We start from the raw sequence: 22,555 nt of genomic DNA on the forward strand, positions 1-22,555 counted from the left end.
AATCCATCAGCAATCATTCTGCAATGAGCAAACTTAACAACGAAACACAACCCCAACTTTTTACCTACCCGCAGCTACATGCATGGCTGCAGCCGCTGAGTGCTTTTGTATCGTTGATTGTTGACATGCATCCGTATGATACCAAGCTGAAACATGCAGCAGCAGCCCTACAACAATGGTTGGCCAATGCTACGCCGCCGGCCGTAGCGCCAAATTGTAATTGGCAAATTGAATTGCGCCTTTACCACGAAGATGTTTGGAATGGTGCCGAAATACCGCCGGGCATTTACAACAGGTGGTGGTATGTAAGTTTCGAGCAGCAGCACATATATATTGTTGCCGAATCGGAAGATGATGCAACCACCGGCTACCCCAGCGTGGATGCCAGATATTATCACGCTTTTTTTAGCAACCAGCAGCAAGCCGAAGGCATGTACGTTGGCTACATGTCCGGGCCACTTTCGGAGTTTGTAGAGGATGTACTTCGCTGCAAAGCATATTGCACCCCCAACATGCAACGCTTTGAAGCTGATTTGAGTTTTGAATAACGAATGTATTTGAATGGACACAACTCAATTCTCCGCTCCTCCTTTCCCTGCGGTAAAAACGCCTTCGCGGCTTTGCGCCTTTGCGTTGAAAAAAGTCGCCCTGCGTATTCATTACCTTGCTTACTTTTGTACCTGAGCCTTTCATTAATCCCGAGTTGGTTATCGGTGCTTTATTTGATAGGCTCTTTTTTTGTGGCTTGTGTTTCAGGCTGCTGCTCATAAAAAAAATGCCACCTCAACAGGTGGCATTTTTTTATTGCATAGGCAAATATTTATTTCACTTCCTTCATCAACTCTGCAACCGCTGCTTCCAGCTGCTGGTCTTTGCCTTTGTTTACCTGCGTGTATTCGTTCATCAGTTTGATGTCGGGTTCGGTTTGGAAGTTCTCCAAATATTTACCACTGCCATCCATCATGCGAACGCCCATGGGTACGGTACCCCAGCGGGTTTGTCCGTCTTGCAGCATTTCCCAACCGGCAAAGGAGCAAGTACCTGGTACCGGCATGCCCACCAGCTTGCCCAGCTGTAGGTATTTGTAAGCAAATGCATAGCAATGACCATCGCTGTAGTTGGCCTCATTGGCCAGGCTGATGCTGGGTTTGTTCCAACGGAAAGTAGGTTCGTAGTTAGACACTTCTTTGTCGTTGCTGTATTCCATAAACCGTTTGCCGCTCAACCACATAGTAAGGTCGGCCACCAAATCGCCACCGCCATTGTTGCGGGTATCTACCACCAGGGCTTTGCGGCCGGCATATTTACCCATGGCTTCTTCAATAGCGGTACGGTAGGCACCATCGTTCATGCCGGGTACATGAATGTAGCCCAACTGCCCGTTGCTGAGGCGGTCTACTTCATCGGCATTGCGTTTTACCCAACGCTTGTACAACAGGCCGTTTTCTTCGCCCGTGCTAATGGGCTTTACCACCAGCTCACGGCTTTTACCATTTTCGTTCAATACCAACAGCACATTTTTACCCGCTTTGCGGTTGAGGTATTGCGCCAGGTCTTTATCGGCAGTGATGGTTTCGCCATCAATGCTTTCGATGATGGTACCCGCTGCAATATTGAAACCCGCCTTATCCAACGGACCACCGGCAATCACTTCTTCAATTTTAACGCCATTGCCTTTGTGCTGATAATCGTAAAACACACCCAATGAAGCGGTGGCATCTGCCATGGCCGCCATGGAAGAGTAACTGCTACCACAATGGCTCACGTTGAGTTCGCCCAGCAGTTCGCTCAGCAGTTCGCTAAACTCGTAACCATTGCCCACGTGTGGCAGTTGCTTGCGGTAGGCTGCACTCATGCTGTTCCAATCAATACCATGAAAGCCTTGCTTGTAAAAAATATCTGCCGTACGACGCACTACATGCTCAAACATAATCTGGCGTTCTGCCGCCACATCCAGCAGCATTTCGCCACCAATGCCAATGCGGTCAACCTTGCCGCTGGCAGGGTCTATTTTGGCAATGCCACCATCGGTTTGCAGGTATATTTTTTTGCCTTCTTTATCCCACTGCATATTGCCCGCACCGTTGGCACCCAGTGGCGCCAGTATTTTGGTTTCGCGGGTACGCAGGTTGGTGCTCCACAGGTTTACACCCCGCTCAAAACGGGTGAGGTAATACAGGTTTTCACCAGCATTGTCTACCAAGGCATCGCTCATGCTACTGCTGTGAATGGTAAGGCGGGCTTTGCGCATGTCCAAGCCAGCCCAATCAATCATGACGCTGTCTTTGGCGGGCTTTGCTTTTTTAGTAGTATCGGCTTTTTCGGCTTTCTCTTTCAGCTCTTTGGCCAATGCGGCTTCGTCTTTGCTCAGCTTAAAATTGTCCCAGGCATCTTGTGTAAAAAACAAGCCGTAAGCATCCCGCTGGGCACCGCCACTGTTGGCCTTAGCAGCCAAGCCATCGCGGTCGCTAAACCACAGCATCATCTTACCATTCATCATCCACTTGGGGCCGCTATCGCCAAAACCGCTTTGGGTAATGTTCTTGATTTTTTGCTTGCCATCAGCACTCAAAATGCCAATCTCGCCATTGCCAATGGTTTGCTCCGAAAAGCTCACCAGCAACCATTTGCTATCGGGGCTCCAGCTTACACCATGGCCACCATCGCCCCAGCTCAGCCATTCTTTTTGGGTTACCAAAGTGCGGCTCTGATTGCTGGCGAGGTTCAGCACTTTGAGGGTGTTGTAGTTTTCTACGTAGGCCAGCTCTTTGCCGTTGGGGCTCATGTCGGGGTTGAGTACACTTTTATCGCCCGTTAGCAGCACCGTTTCTTTTACCAGCGTGCTGGCATAGAAATAGGGCTCTTCCTTACGAACGATTTCACTTTTGTAAATGCTCCACTTGCCATTGCGTTCGCTGCTGTACACCAGCATGCGGCCATCGCTGTGCCAGCTGATGTCTTCTTCGGCTTCTGCTGTTTTGGTTACCTGCTTGGTGCCACTGCCATCGGCATTGCTTACAAACACATCGCCCCGAAAGAGGTATGCTACTTCTTTACCATTGGGCGATACTTTCATACCGCCTACACCGCCACCTACTGCCACAGTCTTTTCATTGGTGCTGCGGGCATCGGCCACAATGCTGATGTTGAGTTTGTTGGTCTTACCATTGGCATGCGTGTACAGCTGTCCATCGTACCCAAAGCAAAGCGTACCATTATTAGCCGCACTTAAAAAGCGGACAGGGTGCGTTTTAAAATTGGTAACAGCTGTTGCATTGCTGCCATCCGCATTCATCTTGTACACGTTGAAACTACCGCTGGCTTCGCTGAGGTAATACACGGTTTTATCGCCATCGGCCAGCACGGGGCTACGGTCTTCGCCGGCAAAACCGGTGAGGCGTTTGTGTGTGCCCGTGGTTACGTCGTACATCCAGATATCACGGGCAATGGCACTGGTATGGTGTTTGCGCCAGGTGTTTTCGCCGCCCTTTTTATCGTGGTAAAAAATGCGTTTGCCATCCGCACTGTATTTCACATCTTCTGCCGGTGTAGTGAGTACCTGTTGCACCCGGCCACCATTGACCGACACGCTGTACAACTCGGGCATGCTACCGGTAGGAAACTGTCGGTTGCCGGCAGCATCCATACGGGCGGCACCAAACAAAATGTTTTTGCCATCGGGCGTAAAAGAAAATGGCACTTCGCCGGCACTGTGGAAGGTGAGGCGCTTGGCTTCGCCACCGGTGGCGGGCATTACAAACACATCAAAGTTGCCATAGCGGTCGCTGGCAAAAGCAATGTATTTGCCATCGGGGCTCCAGATGGCATTGTAGTCGTGGGCTTCGTGCATGGTGAGCAGCGAAGCGGTACCACCGCTGGCAGGTACTTTGTACAAATCGCCTTTGTAGGTAAAAACGATGCTGCTGCCATCGGGGCTGATGGAAGGATAGCGAAGCCATGAAGGAACTGCTTGCTGAGCAAATGCTGCCATACCTGCAGTCAAGAATAAAGCGGATGCAATGAATTTTTTGCGAATCATAATTTTAAGAAATGGGGCGTTGAAAATACGGAAGCTATTTATTAGACGCTGAGATTATTGGTATGCCTTTTTTATCAATAAGAAGGCGTAGGAAATCATTCCTACGCCCAAAAGAGGAAACCTCTAAATATCATTATTATTATTGTGTAGGCAGTGTTGTGCACTTGGCAGTGATGGTAAGTTTTCGGTTGTTGCTCAATTGAATGTTTCTATTGTTTCGAATTTGTATACTTGCAGCCTGGGCATCAGCCTGTGATATTACCGGTGAATTTGTTGCGGTGTTCACAATTACATGGGTTTTTTCTCCCGGCACTCTATTACGGCTCCAATTGGCAGGATTGTGCCAATTGTTATCAGATGCTCCGCTCCACAGGTTTATTTCCTGGCCTACGGTTGCCACTGCCGTGTCTTTACATCCAAATGAATTTGTGGCTATCAACTGATATATGCCTTGTGGGGCCGTCACTGTATTGGATGTATTCCATTGGGCTGTAAGGCCGGTGGTATTGTATAAAGGATTGAGGTTTACGATTTCACCTAAACAAACAATTGCTGCAAGTGTATCTGGTCCGAGGTAGGGTCTGTTTCTTATCAATAAAGTTTGACTACTTGCTTGTCCTGTCACTGATGGATTCGTACTTAGTACCCTCACTTTATACCCTGTACCGTCAGGCACCTGGCTGGGTAATCGCATACCTAAAATGCTACTTGTAGTACCAGAAACAGCAAACATTTGGACAGGATTTGCAAAGCTTCCGTTGGCATCGCTTAATTGTACCTGAAAGATGTTGCCAGCGTTATACTGACCCGAAGCATCAAAACTCAGGTATAAACTATCTGCTGCACAAAATTGAGGCGTATTCAATAAGCTATTGATATTGATTGCAGGCGCCGCGGCAGCAGCAGTTACCCCAAAATCCCATTTACCTAAATGGCTCCAAACGCCATTGGCATCTTGTGTACGCAAGTATAAAAAATGGCCTCCGGTGCTAAGCCCTGTCACATTTACATCTATCAACCAATCTGCCAATTGTACTTGAGATGGGGGTAACACCACAGGTTTACCCAAGCCCAAACCAGGATCATTGTCTATATAGTATTCCGCCTTGCTAACAGAAGTAGCTACAGGCTGTGCAGGTAGAATGGGCGCCCCAGCAAAGGGCCTTGCAAAAATCCACTGCCCTGCATGGCTCCACAATCCATTGGCTGTGCGAACTCTCAGGTACAAATAATGGATGCCGGTTGGTAGCGGTTCAGTATTTACAGTAACGTTTATATCCTGTAGGTTTAAGGCGCTTACCACAGGTATTTGCGTTGCCAAACCTATGCCCGGATCGTTATTGATAAAATATTCTGCCTGTACAATATTTTCCGCAGCTGGCAAGGCAGGAAGCACGGGTGCACCTGCAAAGGGTCTTGCAAAAATCCATTGTCCGGCATGACTCCAAACTCCGTTAGCGTCTTTTACTCTCAGGTATAAATAATGAATGCCCGTGGGCAGTGAAGCGGTATTGACCTGAAAGTTTACATCTTGCAAATGATTCCCAGGTACTATACTCACTGGTGTGCCAAGACCTGTGCCCGGATCATTGTTTATAAAATATTCGGCTTGAACCAAGTTGGATTGTGCAGACAGCTGCCGTATGGGCATAAGCCAAACACAAGCCAATAATAAATATCTTATCATGGCTAAAAATTGAAGGAAAAAAGTGTGTTTTATTGGCCGTTGCTACGGGCAGAAAATGTAATGGTATAAGTAGAACCTGAGGCCTGAGGGCTTGAAGATGTTAGCTTATAAATGGTAGGTGCAGTAGACAATCCGGATAACTTATATGGATTAGGTCCGCCAAAAATACCGCAGTCTACCCCACCAATACCAGCACCTATTGCAGGAGAATTTTGCTTAAGTACAAAGCGATTATCTAATGCCAAATTATTAGGATTGCTTGAAAATGCGACAAACACATCATTAGGATTGATAGAAAACTGGTTAGCTGTACCTGTAAGACCGGGCAAACTTGCTGCGGTACGTTCAAAAAGACAATTGGTAAAACTGCAAGCAATATAATTTGCAGGTGTTGTTGTGGAAGCAACAGTAAAAACACTATTTCTTACTACTACTGCTGCATTGGCAAAATTGATGGTACCATTAAATACACAGTTGGTGATAGTGCCCGTACTTGTATTATTGATGAAGCTGGAGTTTTCTATTAAAGAATTTTCAATAATCAGGTTTTCGAAACGGCTACCTGTACTGCCGCCGAAATCTACTTCTGCGCAGCGGAGTATCTGCCAATTGCGGGCTATACTGCTGGTACCAAGGCTAAGACCGCTTGTGCTAAACCTGCAATTTCTAAATACAATGTTTTCAACTGTAGCACTGGTGGGTGTAGAAGTAGTTATTAAGAGAGCAATAAAAACAGAGCCATTGCCGCCAGCTTGCAATATTACGTTGAGTGATGCCTGCGGCACTACCTGTAAGTTAGTATTACTTGAACTTCCACTGGTATAGTAGCCACTTCCAATAAAAACTAAACGTTTGGTAAGTGTAACTTGCGGAGCACCGGGATACACTTGAACAGTATCACCATTGTTTGCGGCGGCTAATAAGGCACTGGCTGTAGTGTAATCAAAATTGGTAACCGCTGTTCCGGCATAGTAACTGCTTCCAGCAAAGCCATAGCGAAGTACACGAGCTTCGGCTGTAGACACAATAAGGATGGCCATCATTAAGGGTAGGATTGATTTCATAAGTGAGGTATTTTTCTTCAATATAGTTCAGATTTTTTCTCCAACCGCATAACCTGTTTTAAAAAGTGATTAGATTTTTTGAACGCAGCTTTTCATTTTCTAATAGCGTTTGTCAGATAATCAGGCGTTTCGTCTTGACAATCGTCTATTCATTGTAGCGGGTATGCGAACGAATACAAGATTCATAAAAAGAATTGCGCATTTTTAGAGTCTGATTACTATAATTAAGAATCCCATGGATCAACAAATCATCAACCTGTACGACGAGTACACGCACAAGCCACTTAGCCGCACGGTATTTTTAAAACGCCTGGCCATGCTTACCGGCAGCACCGCTGCTGCACTGGCCATACTGCCACAGCTGGAAGGCAACTATGCCATGGCGCAAACCGTAGAGCTCGACGAAGACATTGCCACAGAGCAGGTAACCTACACCGTAACCGCCGGCACCATGAAAGGCTATCTGGCCAAGCCCAACAAAAAGGGAAAGTATCCGGGAGTAATTATCATTCATGAAAACCGCGGCCTCAATGCCCATATCGAAGATGTGGCCCGCAGAGCTGCCAAGGCGGGTTATGTAGCCATAGCGGTAGATGGCTTATCGCTGCTGGGTGGTACACCGGCCAATGAAGATGAAGCCCGTGGCTTGTTTGCCAAACTGGATGCCAAACAAAACGTGCTCAACTTTGCCGGTGCCGTACCGTACCTGCAAAGCCGCAAAGATTGTACGGGCAAGATTGGTTGCGGAGGCTTTTGCTGGGGTGGTGCCATGGCCAATAGTTTGGCGGTGAGTGTGCCAGCCCTTAAAGCAGCTGTAGCATACTATGGCCGCCAGCCCGAGCTGAGCGAAGTGCCCAACATACAAGCCGCCGTGCAGCTGCACTATGCGGCGCTGGACGAACGCATCAACGCTGGTGCCAAAGCTTACGAAGATGCCCTGAAAGCCAACAACAAAGTGTATGAACAATACATGTACGAAGGCGTGAATCATGCTTTTCACAACGATACTTCTGCAGCCCGCTACAACGAAGCCGCGGCCAAACTTTCGTGGAGCCGTACGTTGGCGTTTTGGGAAAAGTATTTGAAGTAGGAATTCGATTGCCACAAATCGGCTGCCGTTAGCTATCTAGAATTGAATGTCGGAAGCTACCTGCCAATCTATTTTTTGCAAGGAATCCTTTCATCATTTGAAAAGCGTGTTGGTTCAGCATTGTTACTTTCTTTTTCTTGAAAAAAAGAAAGGCAAGCGGAATGGGAGCTTGCGTACAAAGAATCCCGATAGCTATCGGGATCAAGGCAAACCCGATGCCTCCGGCCTCCCGATAGCAATCGGGATTGCCTGGCCTGCGCCTCCCCCTGTGTGATTTGTTATTATACCGTTTTGCTCACTTCATGTTTAGCATTCAAGGACAACTTTTTATCTAGAATAGCTTCTCAAAATCAACAAAAAAGGGCACCGAATTATTTCGGTGCCCTTTTCATTACTACACTTTCGTAAGGCTTATTTGCCTGCTGGTTTTTCGGCCGTAGTGCCGGGGTTCAGCAGTTGGAAAAACTGATCGAGTTCGGGCAGTACCACAATGCGGGTACGGCGGTTGGCGGCTTTTCCACTGGCGCTGCTGTTGCTCATTACCGGTACATATTCTGCACGGCCACCGGCGGTCATCCGCTTGGGGTCGATGCCGAATTTGGTTTGCAAAGTGCGTACCACTGAAGTAGCCCGCAGCACACTCAGGTCCCAGTTATCGCGGAGGGCACCACCTTTAATGGGCACATTATCGGTATGGCCTTCTACCATAAACTCAATGTTGGGTTGGTTCTTGAGCACAGTGGCTACTTTCTCCAACACATTCATGGCCTTGGGGTTTACATCGTAGCTACCGGTGGTAAACAACAGCTTGTCGCTGATGTTGATGTACACTACACCCTTGTCCACTTCAATATTGATGTCGTCGTCAGCAATGGGGCCGAGTGATCCTTTCAGGTTCATCACCAGCGCCATGTTCAGGCTATCCTTTCGGGCCATGGCACCTTGCAGGTCTTTGATGTAAATATCCCGCTCGGCCAGTTTGGCCAGGCTTTGCTGTACACTTTCGGCCTGCTTACTGCTCAGCACACTCAGGTCTTCGAGGCGGCCCAGTACCTGCGTATTTGTACTTTGCAGGTTAGAAGCCTGGTCCTTATACGTTTTGAGTTGTTCTTTCAAATTGGCATTGTTGTTCTCAGATGTTTGCAAAAAATTGCTGGCTTTTACCAGGTCTTTTTCGCAACTCTTCAGGTCTTCCTGCAGTTGTGTGTACTTATTATTCAGTACGGTGTAATCATCTTGTGCCTGCTTAAATTTTTTACTGCTGACACAGCTGCTGAGCAATACCACGAGGCCTGCTACCGGCATCATCAATTTCTTCATATCAATTTTTTACGGTTATAAAAAGTTGGTGTGTGAGCAACGAAATGTGGAGTGGTAAAGGAATGCTATAATCCACTGACGGCGGGCAAATTCCTGTTAATATTCATGCTGTCAAATGTAAAAATTACCTGCTATGTGGCAGCTGTATTTGGTCATACAAAACAAGCGGTAGTTGCAAAGAATTTTTAAAAATGATGCTGCGGAAAATAGAGGCAAAACGGATTGGCCTGTTTGGACTTATTCATTTGAAATAAGAAAGAACAATGCTCCTTCAGGCTATTTATTTTCACCTGTCATCCACGGATTGTTTTTGAAAAACAACCCTACAGCATGCAGCTCTTCCACAGTACCGGATGCAATGCCGGCGGCAGGTCTTACATTCGCAGTGCTGCCTGATTTTCTTTTACAAGGAAACTAGAACCATGACTGAACCATTGCGCCAGTTGGCCACCCAACTGCAAGGCGAATTATATACCGATCAGGCCATGCGGGTGCTGTATGCCACCGATGCATCGGCCTACCGCGAAATGCCTCTGGCCGTCGCCATCCCCAAACACAACCAAGACCTGCAAACACTCATTCGTTTTGCCAACGAGCACAAAACGTCGCTCATCCCCCGCACGGCCGGCACCAGCCTGGCGGGTCAGGTGGTGGGCAATGGCATTGTGGTAGATGTGAGCAAGCATTTTACCCAAATACTGGAACTGAACAAAGACGAACATTGGGTACGGGTGCAGCCTGGCGTCATCCGCGATGAGCTCAATATGTTTTTAAAACCCCACGGCCTTTTTTTTGGCCCCGAAACCAGCACCGCCAACCGGGCCATGATTGGTGGCATGGTGGGCAACAACAGCTGCGGTAGCAACAGCGTGGTGTACAAAAGCACCCGGGAGCATTTGCTGGAAGTAAAAGGCTTTTTAAGCGATGGCAGCGAAGTGGTTTTTAAAGCCCTGAGCCTCGATGATTTTCATGCCAAATGTGAACTGCCTACCCTCGAAGGCAAAGTGTACCAACAGGTACGCAGCATGCTGAGTGTGGAAGCACATCAGGAAGAAATACGCAGCCAGTTTCCGAAAAAAACGGTGGAACGCCGCAACACCGGCTATGCCATCGATCTGCTGGTAGACATGGCGCCTTTTACCGCCGGCGGACCCGATTTTAATTTCTGCAGCCTCATTGCGGGCAGCGAGGGTACGCTGTGTTTCATTACCGAAATTGTACTGCATGTAAACGACCTGCCACCCAAAGAAGGCGGACTGATGTGCATTCATTTCAACTCGGTAGACGAAAGCCTGCGGGCCAACCTGATTGCGCTGAAATACCAGCCCAGCGCCAGCGAACTGATTGACCACTACATACTCGAATGCACCAAAGACAATATTGAGCAGCGCAAAAACCGCTTTTTTGTACAGGGCGACCCCGGCGCCATATTGGTAGTAGAAATATTGCGCAATAACCGCGAAGACATTGCCCCCGTTTTTGCCGCCATGGAAGCGGAAATGCGGGCTGCAGGACTGGGCTATCATTTCCCCGTGTTGTATGGCGATGATTGCAAAAAAATATGGGCCCTGCGCAAAGCCGGTCTTGGTTTGCTGGGCAACCTGCCCGGCGATGAAAAAGCCGTGGCCGTAATTGAAGACACAAGTGTGGATGTAAACGACCTGCCCGAATTCATCCGCGACTTCAACGTGATTTTGAAAAAGCACGGCTTGTACAGTGTGCACTATGCCCATGCCGGTAGTGGCGAAATTCACCTGCGCCCCATCATCAATCTCAAAACCGCTGAGGGCAACAAACTCTTCCGCATCATAGCCGAAGAAATAGCTACGCTGGTAAAACAATACAAGGGCTCATTGAGTGGCGAGCATGGCGATGGCCGACTGCGGGGCGAATTCATACCACAAATGATTGGTGCCAAAAACTATGCACTGCTGCGCCAGCTCAAATACACCTGGGATCCGCACAACATTTTCAACCCCAACAAAATTGTAGATACCCCCAGCATGAACAGCATGCTGCGTTATGAGCCGGGGCAGCAAACGCCAACGTTCAATACCATTTTCCGTTACCACAATCAGGATGTACTGCAGCATGCCGAGCAGTGCAATGGCAGTGGCGATTGCCGCAAAACACACCTGAGCGGCGGCACCATGTGTCCCTCGTTTATGGCTACGAGAAATGAAAAAGATACGACCCGTGCAAGAGCCAATATTCTGCGGGAATTTTTGACGCACAGCAACAAGGTCAACCGCTTCGACCACAAGGAAATAAAAGAAGTGATGGACCTGTGCCTGAGCTGTAAGGGTTGCAAAGGCGAATGCCCCAGCAACGTAGACGTAGCCAAGTTGAAAGCTGAATTTTTACAGCACTACTACGATGCCAACGGTGTGCCACTGCGCAGTCGTATGATTGCCAACTTTACCCGCATGGCTAAGCTGGGTGCCATTTGGCCCAGTGCTTACAATGTTGTGATGACCGCTCCGGGCATTAGTACACTGGTGAAAAAATTTAGTGGCTTTGCTACAGAAAGAAGCATGCCCACTTTGCAGCAGCAGACATTGAGAGCATGGTATGAAAGACGGAAAGACAGGAAGACGGAAAGACGGGAGTCGGGAGTCGGGAGTCGGGAGAAGATTGAAGCCCTGCAAACTGCCAACCGCCAACTGCCAACTGTTTATTTGTTTTGCGATGAATTCACCAACTACAACGACACGCACATTGGCATCAAAGCCATTGAGCTGTTGGAAAAGCTGGGTTATGAAGTCATCATTCCGCAACACATAGAAAGCGGCAGAACCTGGCTGAGTAAGGGTTTGCTGCGACAAGCCAAAGTGATTGCCAATACGAACATCGAAATGTTGTCGCCGCTGGTTACTGCCGACACGCCTCTCATTGGCATTGAGCCATCAGCCATCCTTGCCTTCCGCGATGAGTATCCCGATTTGGCGACTGATGAAAACCTGGCAGCTTCAAAAGAGCTGGCCAAACATGCCTTGCTGATAGATGAATTTTTAGCACAAGAAATCGACAAAGGAAATATCACAGCAGCGCAGTTTACACAAGCACCCCGCAGCATCAAACTGCATGGCCATTGCCAGCAAAAAGCCGTGGCTTCGGTAGCACCTACCGTAAAAGTTTTGTCGCTGCCGGCCAACTATACCGTGCAAACCATACCCAGCGGTTGCTGTGGCATGGCGGGTAGTTTTGGCTACGAAAAAGAACACTACGAACTGAGCATGAAGATTGGTGAACTCGTCTTGTTTCCTGCGGTGCGGTCGGCCGCGGAAGAAGTGATTATAGCCGCACCCGGCACCAGCTGCCGCCATCAGGTAAAAGATGGCACGGGCCGCAAAGCCCTGCATCCCATAGAAGTGCTGTGGGAAGCCTTCCAATAATTGTTAGACAAATGGATGAATCCATGTTCAGTGATTTAGACAATATGCATAGCCCACGGTTTCAACCGTGGGCTATTTGTATCATGCTATACCATTGGTTGAACAAAGTCCTTTGCTATTCCAACAAACAGAAATTTGCCTAACCCTTATCTTCAATTATTATTACGATAAATTGTAATAGAACCCCTATGACCGTTAAACAACGTTTACTCAAAAGCTTGTACCCTGTACTCATGTTCATGCACAAGCTTACCGGCAATAAAGCAGCGGCTGCAGCGCCTGCTCAAAAACAAACGGCTGCCGTATCGTTTTACTCATTGCAAGCCATCCGAAACAATCTGGAACCATTGCCATTTCAAACATTGCAAGGCAAGCATGTATTGCTGGTGAACACTGCTTCCGAATGTGGCTACACCGCACAGTACAACGGGCTGGAAGCATTGCAACAGCAATACCCGGAAAAGCTGGTGGTGTTGGGTTTTCCGGCTAATGATTTTGGCGGTCAAGAGCCAGCCGATGATGCACAGATTGCTCAATTTTGTCAGGTGAATTTTGGGGTGAGCTTTCCGCTGATGCAAAAAGCACCCGTAACAGGTGGCAGCATGCAACCCGTGTACAAGTGGCTCACACAACCCGAACAAAATGGCTGGAACAAACAAATACCTACCTGGAATTTTTGCAAATACCTGGTGAGCCCCGAAGGGCAACTCATTCAATTTTTTCCGGCTGGTGTAGATCCATTAGATGCTGCCATTACAAAACATTTATCTTAGAGACTGTTTAATTTTCATTACTGGAAATACCCATCGGGTAATTTTTGAGCGAAACAAGGCGGATTTTGCAGTCGTAGCTGGAGGCCTACGGCGAAAAATCCAACGCAGTTGCAGCCAAAAAGACCCATGGGGATAGCAGTGGATGGATTTTAAACAGTCTCTTAAGGCATACAGATTGTATCACCCTTTATTGTAATAGCATGTTTACCAAAGCCGATGCCGAAGCGTATTTCACTGGTGAAAAAATAGAAAGCCTTGTTTTTGTGTTGCTCGGCATCACTGCTATAGTAGTGGCTGTAGTCTTTTGGTTTTGGCTGAAAACGCCGTTGCATAAAGGCGCAGCCGTACCTCTTATCGTTGTTGGCTTATTGCAATTGACGGTTGGCTACACCGTATACTCCCGCAGCGATGCGCAACGCAAAGACATCGTATACAAAATGGATCTTAATCCCGATGCCATTGCCACACAGGAAATTCCCCGCATGGAAAAAGTGATGCGCAATTTTGTGGTCTATCGCTGGACGGAAATTGTATTGCTGGTGGTAGCATTGGTTGGTATTTTTTTACTCAAAAACCAACCCGATAAATTGATGCTCTATGGCATAGCATTAGGCTTGGCGGTTCAAGCAGCTATTTCACTAGCAGCAGATTATACAGCAGAAAAAAGAGGTGCCATCTACCTGAATGGATTGAAAGATTTTGTACAACAAACCAAACGCATGCCCTAGCAAATGCGGGGCAGCTGCTCACCCGGCAGCATGTTCACCACTCTGCGGCCACCAATGCTGCTTTGCATAATTACCTGACCTGCGTGTTCGGCTACTACCTTGCCTACAATAGCTGCCTGCGGCCAGCCGTTTGATTGCATGCTGCGCAAAATGTTTGCTGCCGCATCAGCTTTTGCCAATAGCACAAATACGCCTTCGTTGGCTACATACAATGGGTCTAGTCCGAGCATTTCGCAGGCACCCGATACCTGCTCATCCACCGGAATATTTTTTTGCAACAGCTCAATGCCATGCGAGCCGTCTTTGGCTATTTCGTTGAGCACACTGGCCAAACCGCCACGGGTAGCGTCCCGCAAAAAATGAAGGGCATCGCCGTACTCATCCAGCAGTTGCAGCACGGTGTGATGCAGAGCACAGGTATCGCTGGTGATGCTCGTTTCAAACTCGAGACCTCTACGCAAACTCATGATGGCAATGCCATGCGCCGCTATGGGTGCATTGATGAGCACCACATCTCCGGGCTGAATGGATGACCAACCAAGCGCCGCTTTTGCATGCACCTGTCCTATGCCTGATGTATTGATAAAAATTTGATCGCCTTTACCCCGCTCTACCACTTTGGTATCGCCGGTTACCACCTGTACGCCTGCTGCATCGCAGGCCGTTTTAATACTGCTGAGTATTTGCCAGAAAGTGGTCATGGGCAGGCCTTCTTCCAAAATGAACGACAGCGATAAATACTTTGCTTTGGCGCCACACATGGCCAAATCATTCACGGTGCCATTCACCGCCAAATCGCCAATATTGCCACCGGGAAAAATGATGGGCGACACCACATAGCTGTCGGTACTAAAAGCCAGTTTGCCGGGCAGCTCAAACACTGCTCCATCATGGCGTTCATTCAGCTTGTCGTTTTTGAGTACATCAAACACGCCACTGTTCAGCAACCGCTGCGATAGAATACCACCACTGCCATGCCCGAGGTTGATGGCATCAAAATCGAATGTTGGCATGGGGCATTGGAGTTGAAAAGTATCACTCATCACGAACAGGTATTTGTGTGTTACACTACAGCAATATTGCTGAAATGATAATAAGCAGCACAGGCACCTTCGCTACTCACCATGGGTGCACCCAATGGATTGAGCGGTGTGCATTGCTTGCTAAACTGCGGGCACTCAAAAGGTTTCTTTTTACCCCGCAATATTTCGCCGGCAATACAACCATTGTCTTTCATGGATTGCAAATCCGGAATTTGAAATTTTACATTGGCATCAAACCGGCTGTAGTCGGCTTTCAATTCATACCCACTTTTCGGAATGGTAGCAATGCCCCGCCATTCGCGGTCGCTTACTTCAAACACTTCGGCAATGGTTTGCTGCGCCGCCGGATTTCCTTCTTCACTCACCACCCGGCTGTATTGATTTTCGAGTTTGTATTCGCCGTTTTCCAATTGCAACAGCAACATGTAAATGCCCTGCAACAAATCCACCGGTTCAAAGCCCGTTACCACTATCGGCAGTTTGTATTTTTCTACAATGGGCACATACTCTTGCATACCCATAATAGTGCACACATGGCCTGCGGCCAAAAAGCCCTGTACTACATTACCCGGATCATTTACAATGGCTTCGATAGCCGGTGGCACCAATACATGTGACGTTAAGATGCTGTAATTCTTAATGCCTGCCTTTTGTGCATGAATCACACTCAACGCATTGGCCGGTGCCGTGGTTTCAAAGCCTACTGCAAAAAACACCACTTCCTTATCCGGATTGTCTTTGGCAATGTTTACCGCTTCCAGTGGCGAGTACAAAATACGTACATCGGCACCGCCGGCTTTTGCTTCCAGCAAACTTTTTTTAGTGCCGGGCACCCGCAGCATATCGCCATAAGAGCACAATATCACGCCTGCTTCATCGGCCAGATACACAGCTTTATCAATGAGGCTTTGCGGCGTAACGCACACCGGGCAGCCCGGCCCGTGCACCATGTGCACTTTATCGGGCAACATGTTCAAAATGCCGTTTTTCACCAGGCTATGCGTTTGCCCGCCACATACTTCCATAATGGTCCAGTCGCGGGTAACAATGGCATGTATTTCTTTCAGTAAATGATCGACCAGCTCCGGGTCGCGGTACTCCGATAAATACTTCATGATGGCAGGCGTATATACAGATGGCTGTTCTCTGCAATATGACACAAAGCCTGCGGAGCAAGTATGATAAAAATCAATCGGCCACCTGATGTAAAGCGGAAGCCCACACATCGTCGATGTTGCAATCGGCATATACCAGTTGGCCAAACGAAACATTTTCATCATTAGGCGATAGCTGCTGATGGAAATACAATTGCAGGCCATTGCCGGCATGCAGGTGCAGCATATCAATGAGCAAACTGTTTTGAAAAACGCCGCCGCTGCAAGCCACCTGTTGCACTTGCAAATGGCGGGCCATTTGACAAACAGCCTGGCTGATGCTGGCATGAAAACGAGCCGCCAGTTCGGGAGCAGTGGCCCCCACAGATTCTGCATGTATGAGCATGGCCAACAAGCGACTACCGGGTAATGTATTGTCCTCAATACTCAGGTCAAACGCAGCGGGTATGCCATGTGTTTCCACGTACTCATTTGCCATTGCTTCCAACCGCATCGCAGCATGGCCTTCGTACTGCTGCCCCGGCATTTGCAACAGCCAACAGGCCGCCGCATCAAACAACCGTCCAACCGCTGTGGTATTTATGCCTTTGTACGATTGCAGCATTTTTTGGTAGAGCGTCCATTCCGTTTCGGTAAACCATTGCTTGCACACATGCCGCATGCCGGCTGGCAATGCACTCAGCAACGACAGCCGTGGTTCACGGGCCATTTTATCGCCCAGCAAATACGGGAAGGGTTGCCAATGCGCTACTCTTTCCATGCAGTGGTTGTGGTACATGAAAAACTCACCGCCCCAACTGTTACCATCATCGCCCAGTCCTGTGCCATCCATCACCACTGCCAGCACGGGTTCAGATTGATGCAGTAAATAATTTTCGGCCAATACCGCCGCAGCATGGGCTTTGTGGTGCTGTATCAGCAACAAGGGACACTTGTGTTCAGCAGCCAACTCCAGAGCCAGCTCATGGCTGAAATACGCAGGATGTTTATCAGTAATCATCACCGAAGGCCGGTGCTGCAAGAGTTGTTGCACATGCACCAAACCCTCTCTGTACATGAGTTGTGCATCGTAGCTTTCGGTGCTGCCCATGTACTGGCTGATGTAAGTCATCCCATCTTGTGCAATGGCAAAACTGCTTTTCATCAACGCCCCGGTAGCCAGCATGGGCTCTTGGCGTTGTGGGGTATAAAATGAGCATGCCGGCGCCAGGCCACGGCTCCGGCGCAGCCATACCGGTGTTTGGCTTTGTGCAGCAATGCTGAGCACACTATCATCCTGCGGCATCACGATATTCCGGTTGTGATATAGCAACACATCAGCCACCTGCAGCAGGTGCTGCTGTGCTTGTTCATTTTGGTAAATGATAGGCGAACCACTCAGGTTGGCACTGGTAGCCACCACTGGTTTTTTGTAGGCTGTCAACAGCCATTCAAACAGCGGCGCATAGGGCAGCATTATGCCCAGCTTCTGCAAGCCCGGAGCCAATTGTTCTGTAGCTAACTCATATTGCATTTGTGCAGTTATCGGCAGCAATACAATGGGTGCAACGGGCGATGTAAGCCAGGTTCTTTGCAGTTCTGTTAAGCTGGTTTGCTGCTCCAACATCTGCAAAGATGGATACATGACTGCCAGTGGTTTGGCTGGTCGTTTTTTACGGTTACGGAGCCTGTCGATGGCCGTGGCATTGCCCGCATCGGTAAGCAATAAAAAGCCGCCAATACCTTTAATGGCCAGTATTTTTCCTGCCTGTAAAGTGGTGAGCAGTTGCTCCAATACGGCGGCCGTATCGGTGATGACGCTGCCATCCGGCATGGCCAAAGTCATTTGCACACCACAGCTGTGGCAGGAAGTAGTTTGTGCAAAAAAGCGGCGGTCGTTTACATCGTTGTATTCTGCGGCGCAGCTGTCGCACAAGGTGAAAGGCTCCATCGTAGTGAAAGCTCTTTCAAAAGGCAATTGCTGTATGATGGAATACCGCGGCCCGCAGGTAGTGCAGGTAATGAATGGATAATGCTCCCTTCGGTTACCGGCTTCATGCAACTCCCGTTTACAATCTTCACACAATGCAAAGTCGGGTGGTATCCATAAGCGGGGTGCTTTCGGGGTATCAGCCAGCACAATCGTAAATCCGTTGAACGTTTGTGGTTCGGCTTTTACCAACGTACTATTGGTAACCACCGAACGGGGCGGTGCAGCCTCCAATATTGCTTGTAAAAAATGAGCTGCTGCCTGTGCTGATGCATTTACCCAAATGTGTAATCCATCTGCATCGTTGCACACAGCACCTTGCATACTTGCAGCATTAGCCAGCTGGTATACCAGTGGCCGAAAGCCCACGCCCTGCACCAACCCACTGAGGTGCATGTGCCAGGTGTCAACTGCTTGTATTTGTGTAGACGATGCCAATAGCTTGTTTAGGCCAACAAGTTAATGGCTAATGCGGGTAAAAAAACTGATGAAAAATAGTAACTACTGGCGATTGGTTGATGTTGCAGCAGGCAGCACAGCTGTAAGTTGCGGTTGCACTACATCTTGCTTTCGCTGCGCAAAATACTGCGCTGCTTTGGGCAGCATGTTTACAATGGCAGGCACAATGATTGGTCTTGCTTTAAAGGCAATGAGGTGGCCCAGTCCCGGCAGCATGTGCACATTCAATTCGCTGGCATTGATGAGTTGTTGTTTGGCAAAGGCTGCGTTGCTGGTGTAAATGAGTTCATCATCCGCCCCCTGAAAATAAGTGACTGGCACGGTGATGTTTTTCCAATAGGGCAGCATGGCTTCCAGCTGTTGGCGGTGCGTTAGCTTTTCTACATTGGCTGAATGGATCATGCGGGGTTGTGCCCACGAAAAGAAAGTTGATTCGAGTACATAACTCACGTCGTAGGTTTTTTCCTGCCCCGGGGCCAGTGAGGGGGCCAAGAGTACAAGGCCATCTACCAGTTGCGGATAATCCATGGCCATGCGGGCTGCAATGCTTGTGCCATACGAAGCGGCCACCAACAGCACCGGCCTCGATTGCTTGTGCAGTTGATACAAAATGGGGGCAATCATGGCTGCCTGTTTGGCAATGGAAGGCTCGGGCTCACCAAAGCCAGAGTAGCCATAACCCGGGCGGTCTACGGCAAACAGGTTGGCAGCTTTGCGCAGGTTGGTATCGCTCAGATAATCGCGGAAATAACTGCTGCTACTCGGGGCACCATGTATGAATAATATCACAGGTTTGCTGGCATCATCTTCGGTATAGATGTACCGCATCTGTCTTTGCTGGGTGTTGTAATAGCCGATGTAAATGGGCTGTTGGCGGTTGGCAAAAAACTGTTGCGTTTCCGCATCGCTTTGCCTGAACTGCACGTACTGATCGGCAATGAGGCCACCGATAATGGCCAACAGATACAATGCCAGCAGGGTGCGGCCGAGCCGGCGGAGTGTGCGTTGTAATTGTGGGCGAAAATGTTGCATAGAAAGTGGGAACCAAACATCTCTAGTTACGAAGTGGTTGAACAAACGGTTGTAAAAATGCCATAAGATTTTAAGAACCGCTGTAGTTCAAATCTCCTCCACACATCATTTCACAAAACAATAAAGCCGGTACATGACCGGCTTTATTGTTTATGCTTGTATTTGGTATTAAGCACCGAGGGCTTTTTCGTAGCGTTCTGCTACTACATCCCAGTTTACCACATTCCAGAAAGCATCAATAAAGTCGGGGCGACGGTTTTGATACTTCAGGTAGTAAGCATGCTCCCACACATCGAGGCCGAGGATAGGCGTACCTTTTACTTCGGCTACATCCATCAGCGGGTTGTCTTGGTTAGGCGTGCTGCTGATGACCAGTTTGCCGTCTTTCACAATCAACCAGGCCCAGCCACTACCAAAGCGACCGATACCAGCTTTTTTAAATTCTTCTTTCAGTTTGTCGTAGCCACCCAGGTCGGCTTCTATGGCGGCAGCCAGCTTACCAGTGGGTGCTGCGCCGTTGTTTACTTTCAGTTGTGCCCAAAAGAAAGCGTGGTTCCAGTGGCCACCACCGTTGTTGCGAACGGGACCACCGATAGCGCCAGCGTTGGCTACCAGTTCCTCGAGGCTCTTGCCTTCGTTGGGGGTACCGGCAATGGCATTGTTCAGGTTGGTTACATAGGCCTGATGGTGTTTGCCATGATGTATTTCCATGGTTTGCTGATCGAAGTAAGGTTCCAGCGCATTGCTGGCGTAAGGCAGCGGATCTAATGTAAAAGCCATGCTATTGAGTTTTTAATTGTTTGAAAATAAATAACTGAAGAGCTAACAAAGGTAAACAAGCATTGTTGGCCAAGGATGCGATTTCAGGAAATGATAACAGCTATTGCAAGGGCAAATCGAACACCACCGGCGTGTAGCCCCGAATTTGAAAATGGCTGCGGTACGGAAACGGCTGCGGAAACGGATACCGCTTACTAAAAACGGCAATGGTGCCAAATTGCTTTTTTGTAGAAGGCTCTGTGTAAAAAGGCGGATCGAAAATGCGGATGCTGCCAAAGGCATTGGGTGGTAATATCATTATACTGGCATCTCCATACACCCCATCGAAATACAAGCGGTACAACTGATCTTTCCAAACCAGCATCAATTCATTTTGCAAAAGCTGAAGGTCGGATGATGATTGATTATATATCCGCACATTTTCTACTGAACCCCAATAATTGATGTCGAAACCCTTCAGGCGTTGCTGCAGCAAGTCGTACACAGTACTCGCCGCAGTAGCAACACTGTCTTCCAAACAATCGTACACATGGCTGGCCCCTTCTTTTAAAGCGGCCGGAATGTACAAGCTGTCGAACTGTTTAGCAAGTGGCAAACCTGCTACTTTTTCAGCTTTCAGCTTAGCCCCGTAATTGCCCTGAAAGCAACTGAAATCGCTTTTGAAAAAAGTTTCCTTGTACAACCGCTGCGGCTTGTAGGAAGAATCGTTGCGTGTGTTCACTGCTAATTGTTTTACCCCGTAGGCCGCTGGCGTAAAACTGGAATCGAGCCAGGCATCCACCCGCATCATCACAGGGGTTCCATCTCCATCGTTTGGCTGCTGAAAACTAAGTGTTACATCTCCGGTAATTAATATATCCTCCATTACAAAACGCCGATTGGGTGTAGCTTTAAACGGAAGGCGCTGAATGCCTCCCAGGTGCGAAAAAACAGCCTGTAAATGGGTAGGCTTTTGCGGATAGATATAATCGCAATAGAACTTTAAAAACCTGGGCTGAACAGCAAAGGCCATATTGTACAGGCCAACAGGCATACTATCTGGCAGCACTACAGCTGCGGTAGCCTTGCCTTTCACCAACGGCCAGCGCATTTGCCAAAACTTTTCGGGCTCACCTTCTTTCATCAGCGTTACGGCCAAAGTAGCGGGAGGTAGTTGCCGGTCGCCCACAGCATACTCAGCATTAATTTCGAGAGTATCGCCAGCTTCCAGATAATCACTGTTGATGATGACTCTAAAAGCTGATTGCTGTGCTAATGCCCTATTTCCTGCACTTGCCAGCAAAACCAATAGCATACATATTTTCAGTTGTTTCATTTGGCGGTTCTTTTTCGCTGAAAAAATGTTTTCATGAGTTCGGCACCGGCGGTGGCCAGCAGGCCACTTTCCACCACCGTTTTGGGGTGAAAGGGCGACTGATGTCCATAAAATTTCCGGTAGCCATGCTTCTCATCGGAAGCACCATATACTATGCGGCCAATTTTGCTCCAGTACAAAGCGCCTGCACACATGTGGCAGGGTTCCAGTGTTACATACAAGGTTGCATCGGGCAGGTACTTGGCACCCAAATGATTGAAGGCTGCTGTAAGCGCAATGATTTCGGCATGAGCCGTTACATCGTGCAGCAGCTCGGTTTGGTTGTGGCCGCGGCCAATGATTTTATTGTCTTGCACCACTAACGCCCCCACCGGAATTTCATCCTTGTCGAAAGCAATCTGTGCCTCTTGCAGCGCCCTGCGCATAAAATATTCGTCGTCGAAAAGTGGTTCCACCAGCACAAAATACGAAGCCTTTGAAGAATGGGACACGGATAATGGGACGCGGATGTGCAGGATGAGTTTGGATGTGCACGGATTTTACCACCAACCATCATCTATCAACCACCAAGTTTTGTATTGGCCACAGTTTCACGGATTATTTTCCAGTAATGCTTCCTGAAAACTTAGTGCTCCTTTGTGACACTCTTGTGCCTTTGTGGTTAAAAAATCTCCATGTTCCTCTGTGCCTACCTCCCTTACCTCTGTGGTTCAAAAATTCTCAAGCCTCTTTCATTTCCCCCTAAT

At 48.4% G+C, this 22,555-nt stretch carries 17 protein-coding genes; 6 read left to right on the top strand and 11 right to left on the bottom strand.

What is annotated here, in order from left to right; translation table 11 throughout:
• The first annotated feature begins 23 nt into the window (after positions 1-23).
• Positions 24-548 carry a hypothetical protein gene (locus tag V7Q13_RS08940; protein ID WP_333800336.1) on the top strand — a complete coding sequence of 175 codons (525 nt, stop codon included), beginning with the start codon at positions 24-26 and terminating at the stop codon, positions 546-548.
• A gap of 272 nt (positions 549-820) precedes the next feature.
• Here the strand turns inward: V7Q13_RS08940 and V7Q13_RS08945 are convergent, their stop codons facing one another.
• From V7Q13_RS08945 to V7Q13_RS08955, 3 genes are all read right to left on the bottom strand, one after another.
• On the bottom strand, positions 821-4,039 hold the full coding sequence (locus V7Q13_RS08945; protein ID WP_333800337.1) for a S41 family peptidase: 3,219 nt from the start codon (positions 4,037-4,039) through the stop codon (positions 821-823).
• A 139-nt stretch (positions 4,040-4,178) separates the two neighbouring features.
• On the bottom strand, positions 4,179-5,726 hold the full coding sequence (locus V7Q13_RS08950) for a hypothetical protein (RefSeq protein ID WP_333800338.1): 1,548 nt from the start codon (positions 5,724-5,726) through the stop codon (positions 4,179-4,181).
• 29 nt (positions 5,727-5,755) lie between these two features.
• Positions 5,756-6,790, bottom strand: coding sequence for a hypothetical protein (locus tag V7Q13_RS08955; protein ID WP_333800339.1), 1,035 nt, complete (start codon positions 6,788-6,790; stop codon positions 5,756-5,758).
• Positions 6,791-7,025: 235 nt separating this feature from the next.
• Between V7Q13_RS08955 and V7Q13_RS08960 the strand changes: the two genes are divergently transcribed.
• On the top strand, positions 7,026-7,880 hold the full coding sequence (locus V7Q13_RS08960) for a dienelactone hydrolase family protein (protein WP_333800340.1): 855 nt from the start codon (positions 7,026-7,028) through the stop codon (positions 7,878-7,880).
• A 411-nt stretch (positions 7,881-8,291) separates the two neighbouring features.
• Here the strand turns inward: V7Q13_RS08960 and V7Q13_RS08965 are convergent, their stop codons facing one another.
• Positions 8,292-9,200: an OmpA family protein gene (locus tag V7Q13_RS08965; protein ID WP_333800341.1), complete on the bottom strand. Its 909-nt coding sequence runs from the start codon at positions 9,198-9,200 to the stop codon at positions 8,292-8,294.
• A 172-nt stretch (positions 9,201-9,372) separates the two neighbouring features.
• Here V7Q13_RS08965 and V7Q13_RS08970 point away from each other — a divergent pair, with 172 nt between their 5' ends.
• The 4 genes from V7Q13_RS08970 to V7Q13_RS08985 all read left to right on the top strand — a co-directional run bounded on the left by V7Q13_RS08970 (position 9,373) and on the right by V7Q13_RS08985 (position 14,096).
• Complete coding sequence (locus V7Q13_RS08970) at positions 9,373-9,618, top strand: hypothetical protein (RefSeq protein WP_333800342.1); 246 nt, start codon at positions 9,373-9,375, stop codon at positions 9,616-9,618.
• Positions 9,619-9,622: 4 nt separating this feature from the next.
• Complete coding sequence (locus tag V7Q13_RS08975) at positions 9,623-12,595, top strand: FAD-binding and (Fe-S)-binding domain-containing protein (RefSeq protein WP_333800343.1); 2,973 nt, start codon at positions 9,623-9,625, stop codon at positions 12,593-12,595.
• Between the two features lie 188 nt (positions 12,596-12,783).
• A complete protein-coding gene (locus V7Q13_RS08980) occupies positions 12,784-13,368 on the top strand; it encodes a glutathione peroxidase (RefSeq protein WP_333800344.1) in 585 nt (194 codons plus the stop codon).
• Positions 13,369-13,568: 200 nt separating this feature from the next.
• Complete coding sequence (locus tag V7Q13_RS08985; RefSeq protein WP_333800345.1) at positions 13,569-14,096, top strand: hypothetical protein; 528 nt, start codon at positions 13,569-13,571, stop codon at positions 14,094-14,096.
• On the opposite strand, the gene hypE is transcribed toward V7Q13_RS08985, so the two are convergent.
• From hypE to V7Q13_RS09020, 7 genes are all read right to left on the bottom strand, one after another.
• Positions 14,093-15,139: a hydrogenase expression/formation protein HypE gene (hypE, locus tag V7Q13_RS08990; protein WP_333800346.1), complete on the bottom strand. Its 1,047-nt coding sequence runs from the start codon at positions 15,137-15,139 to the stop codon at positions 14,093-14,095. The genes V7Q13_RS08985 and hypE overlap by 4 nt on opposite strands.
• Positions 15,140-15,159: 20 nt before the next feature.
• Positions 15,160-16,254 (bottom strand): hydrogenase formation protein HypD, encoded by a 1,095-nt coding sequence (gene hypD / locus V7Q13_RS08995; RefSeq protein ID WP_333800347.1) that lies wholly within the window; start codon positions 16,252-16,254, stop codon positions 15,160-15,162.
• A gap of 73 nt (positions 16,255-16,327) precedes the next feature.
• Positions 16,328-18,619 (bottom strand): carbamoyltransferase HypF, encoded by a 2,292-nt coding sequence (gene hypF, locus V7Q13_RS09000; RefSeq protein WP_333800348.1) that lies wholly within the window; start codon positions 18,617-18,619, stop codon positions 16,328-16,330.
• Positions 18,620-18,724: 105 nt separating this feature from the next.
• A complete protein-coding gene (locus tag V7Q13_RS09005) occupies positions 18,725-19,714 on the bottom strand; it encodes an alpha/beta fold hydrolase (protein WP_333800349.1) in 990 nt (329 codons plus the stop codon).
• A 168-nt stretch (positions 19,715-19,882) separates the two neighbouring features.
• Complete coding sequence (locus V7Q13_RS09010; protein WP_333800350.1) at positions 19,883-20,494, bottom strand: superoxide dismutase; 612 nt, start codon at positions 20,492-20,494, stop codon at positions 19,883-19,885.
• A 100-nt stretch (positions 20,495-20,594) separates the two neighbouring features.
• Positions 20,595-21,809, bottom strand: coding sequence for a hypothetical protein (locus V7Q13_RS09015; RefSeq protein WP_333800351.1), 1,215 nt, complete (start codon positions 21,807-21,809; stop codon positions 20,595-20,597).
• The gene (locus V7Q13_RS09020; protein ID WP_333800352.1) at positions 21,806-22,264 is read right to left on the bottom strand and encodes a nucleoside deaminase; all 459 of its coding nucleotides are present in this window, start codon (positions 22,262-22,264) and stop codon (positions 21,806-21,808) included. The genes V7Q13_RS09015 and V7Q13_RS09020 overlap by 4 nt, the downstream gene beginning before the upstream one ends.
• Positions 22,265-22,555: the final 291 nt, after the last annotated feature.

This window comes from Phnomibacter sp., assembly GCF_036803085.1.
In the GTDB taxonomy this organism is placed as follows: Bacteria; Bacteroidota; Bacteroidia; order Chitinophagales; family Chitinophagaceae; genus Phnomibacter.

Bases quoted from the DNA above. Each gene is read 5' to 3' on its own strand.
- V7Q13_RS08965 (WP_333800341.1), bottom strand. From the start codon at position 9,200: ATGAAGAAATTGATGATGCCGGTAGCAGGCCTCGTGGTATTGCTCAGC.
- hypF (WP_333800348.1), bottom strand. From the start codon at position 18,619: ATGCACCTCAGTGGGTTGGTGCAGGGCGTGGGCTTTCGGCCACTGGTA.
- V7Q13_RS09010 (WP_333800350.1), bottom strand. From the start codon at position 20,494: ATGGCTTTTACATTAGATCCGCTGCCTTACGCCAGCAATGCGCTGGAA.
- hypD (WP_333800347.1), bottom strand. From the start codon at position 16,254: ATGAAGTATTTATCGGAGTACCGCGACCCGGAGCTGGTCGATCATTTA.
- V7Q13_RS08945 (WP_333800337.1), bottom strand. From the start codon at position 4,039: ATGATTCGCAAAAAATTCATTGCATCCGCTTTATTCTTGACTGCAGGT.
- V7Q13_RS08950 (WP_333800338.1), bottom strand. From the start codon at position 5,726: ATGATAAGATATTTATTATTGGCTTGTGTTTGGCTTATGCCCATACGG.
- V7Q13_RS09015 (WP_333800351.1), bottom strand. From the start codon at position 21,809: ATGAAACAACTGAAAATATGTATGCTATTGGTTTTGCTGGCAAGTGCA.
- V7Q13_RS08980 (WP_333800344.1), top strand. From the start codon at position 12,784: ATGACCGTTAAACAACGTTTACTCAAAAGCTTGTACCCTGTACTCATG.
- V7Q13_RS09005 (WP_333800349.1), bottom strand. From the start codon at position 19,714: ATGCAACATTTTCGCCCACAATTACAACGCACACTCCGCCGGCTCGGC.
- V7Q13_RS08975 (WP_333800343.1), top strand. From the start codon at position 9,623: ATGACTGAACCATTGCGCCAGTTGGCCACCCAACTGCAAGGCGAATTA.
- V7Q13_RS08985 (WP_333800345.1), top strand. From the start codon at position 13,569: ATGTTTACCAAAGCCGATGCCGAAGCGTATTTCACTGGTGAAAAAATA.
- V7Q13_RS08940 (WP_333800336.1), top strand. From the start codon at position 24: ATGAGCAAACTTAACAACGAAACACAACCCCAACTTTTTACCTACCCG.
- V7Q13_RS08955 (WP_333800339.1), bottom strand. From the start codon at position 6,790: ATGAAATCAATCCTACCCTTAATGATGGCCATCCTTATTGTGTCTACA.
- V7Q13_RS08960 (WP_333800340.1), top strand. From the start codon at position 7,026: ATGGATCAACAAATCATCAACCTGTACGACGAGTACACGCACAAGCCA.
- hypE (WP_333800346.1), bottom strand. From the start codon at position 15,139: ATGAGTGATACTTTTCAACTCCAATGCCCCATGCCAACATTCGATTTT.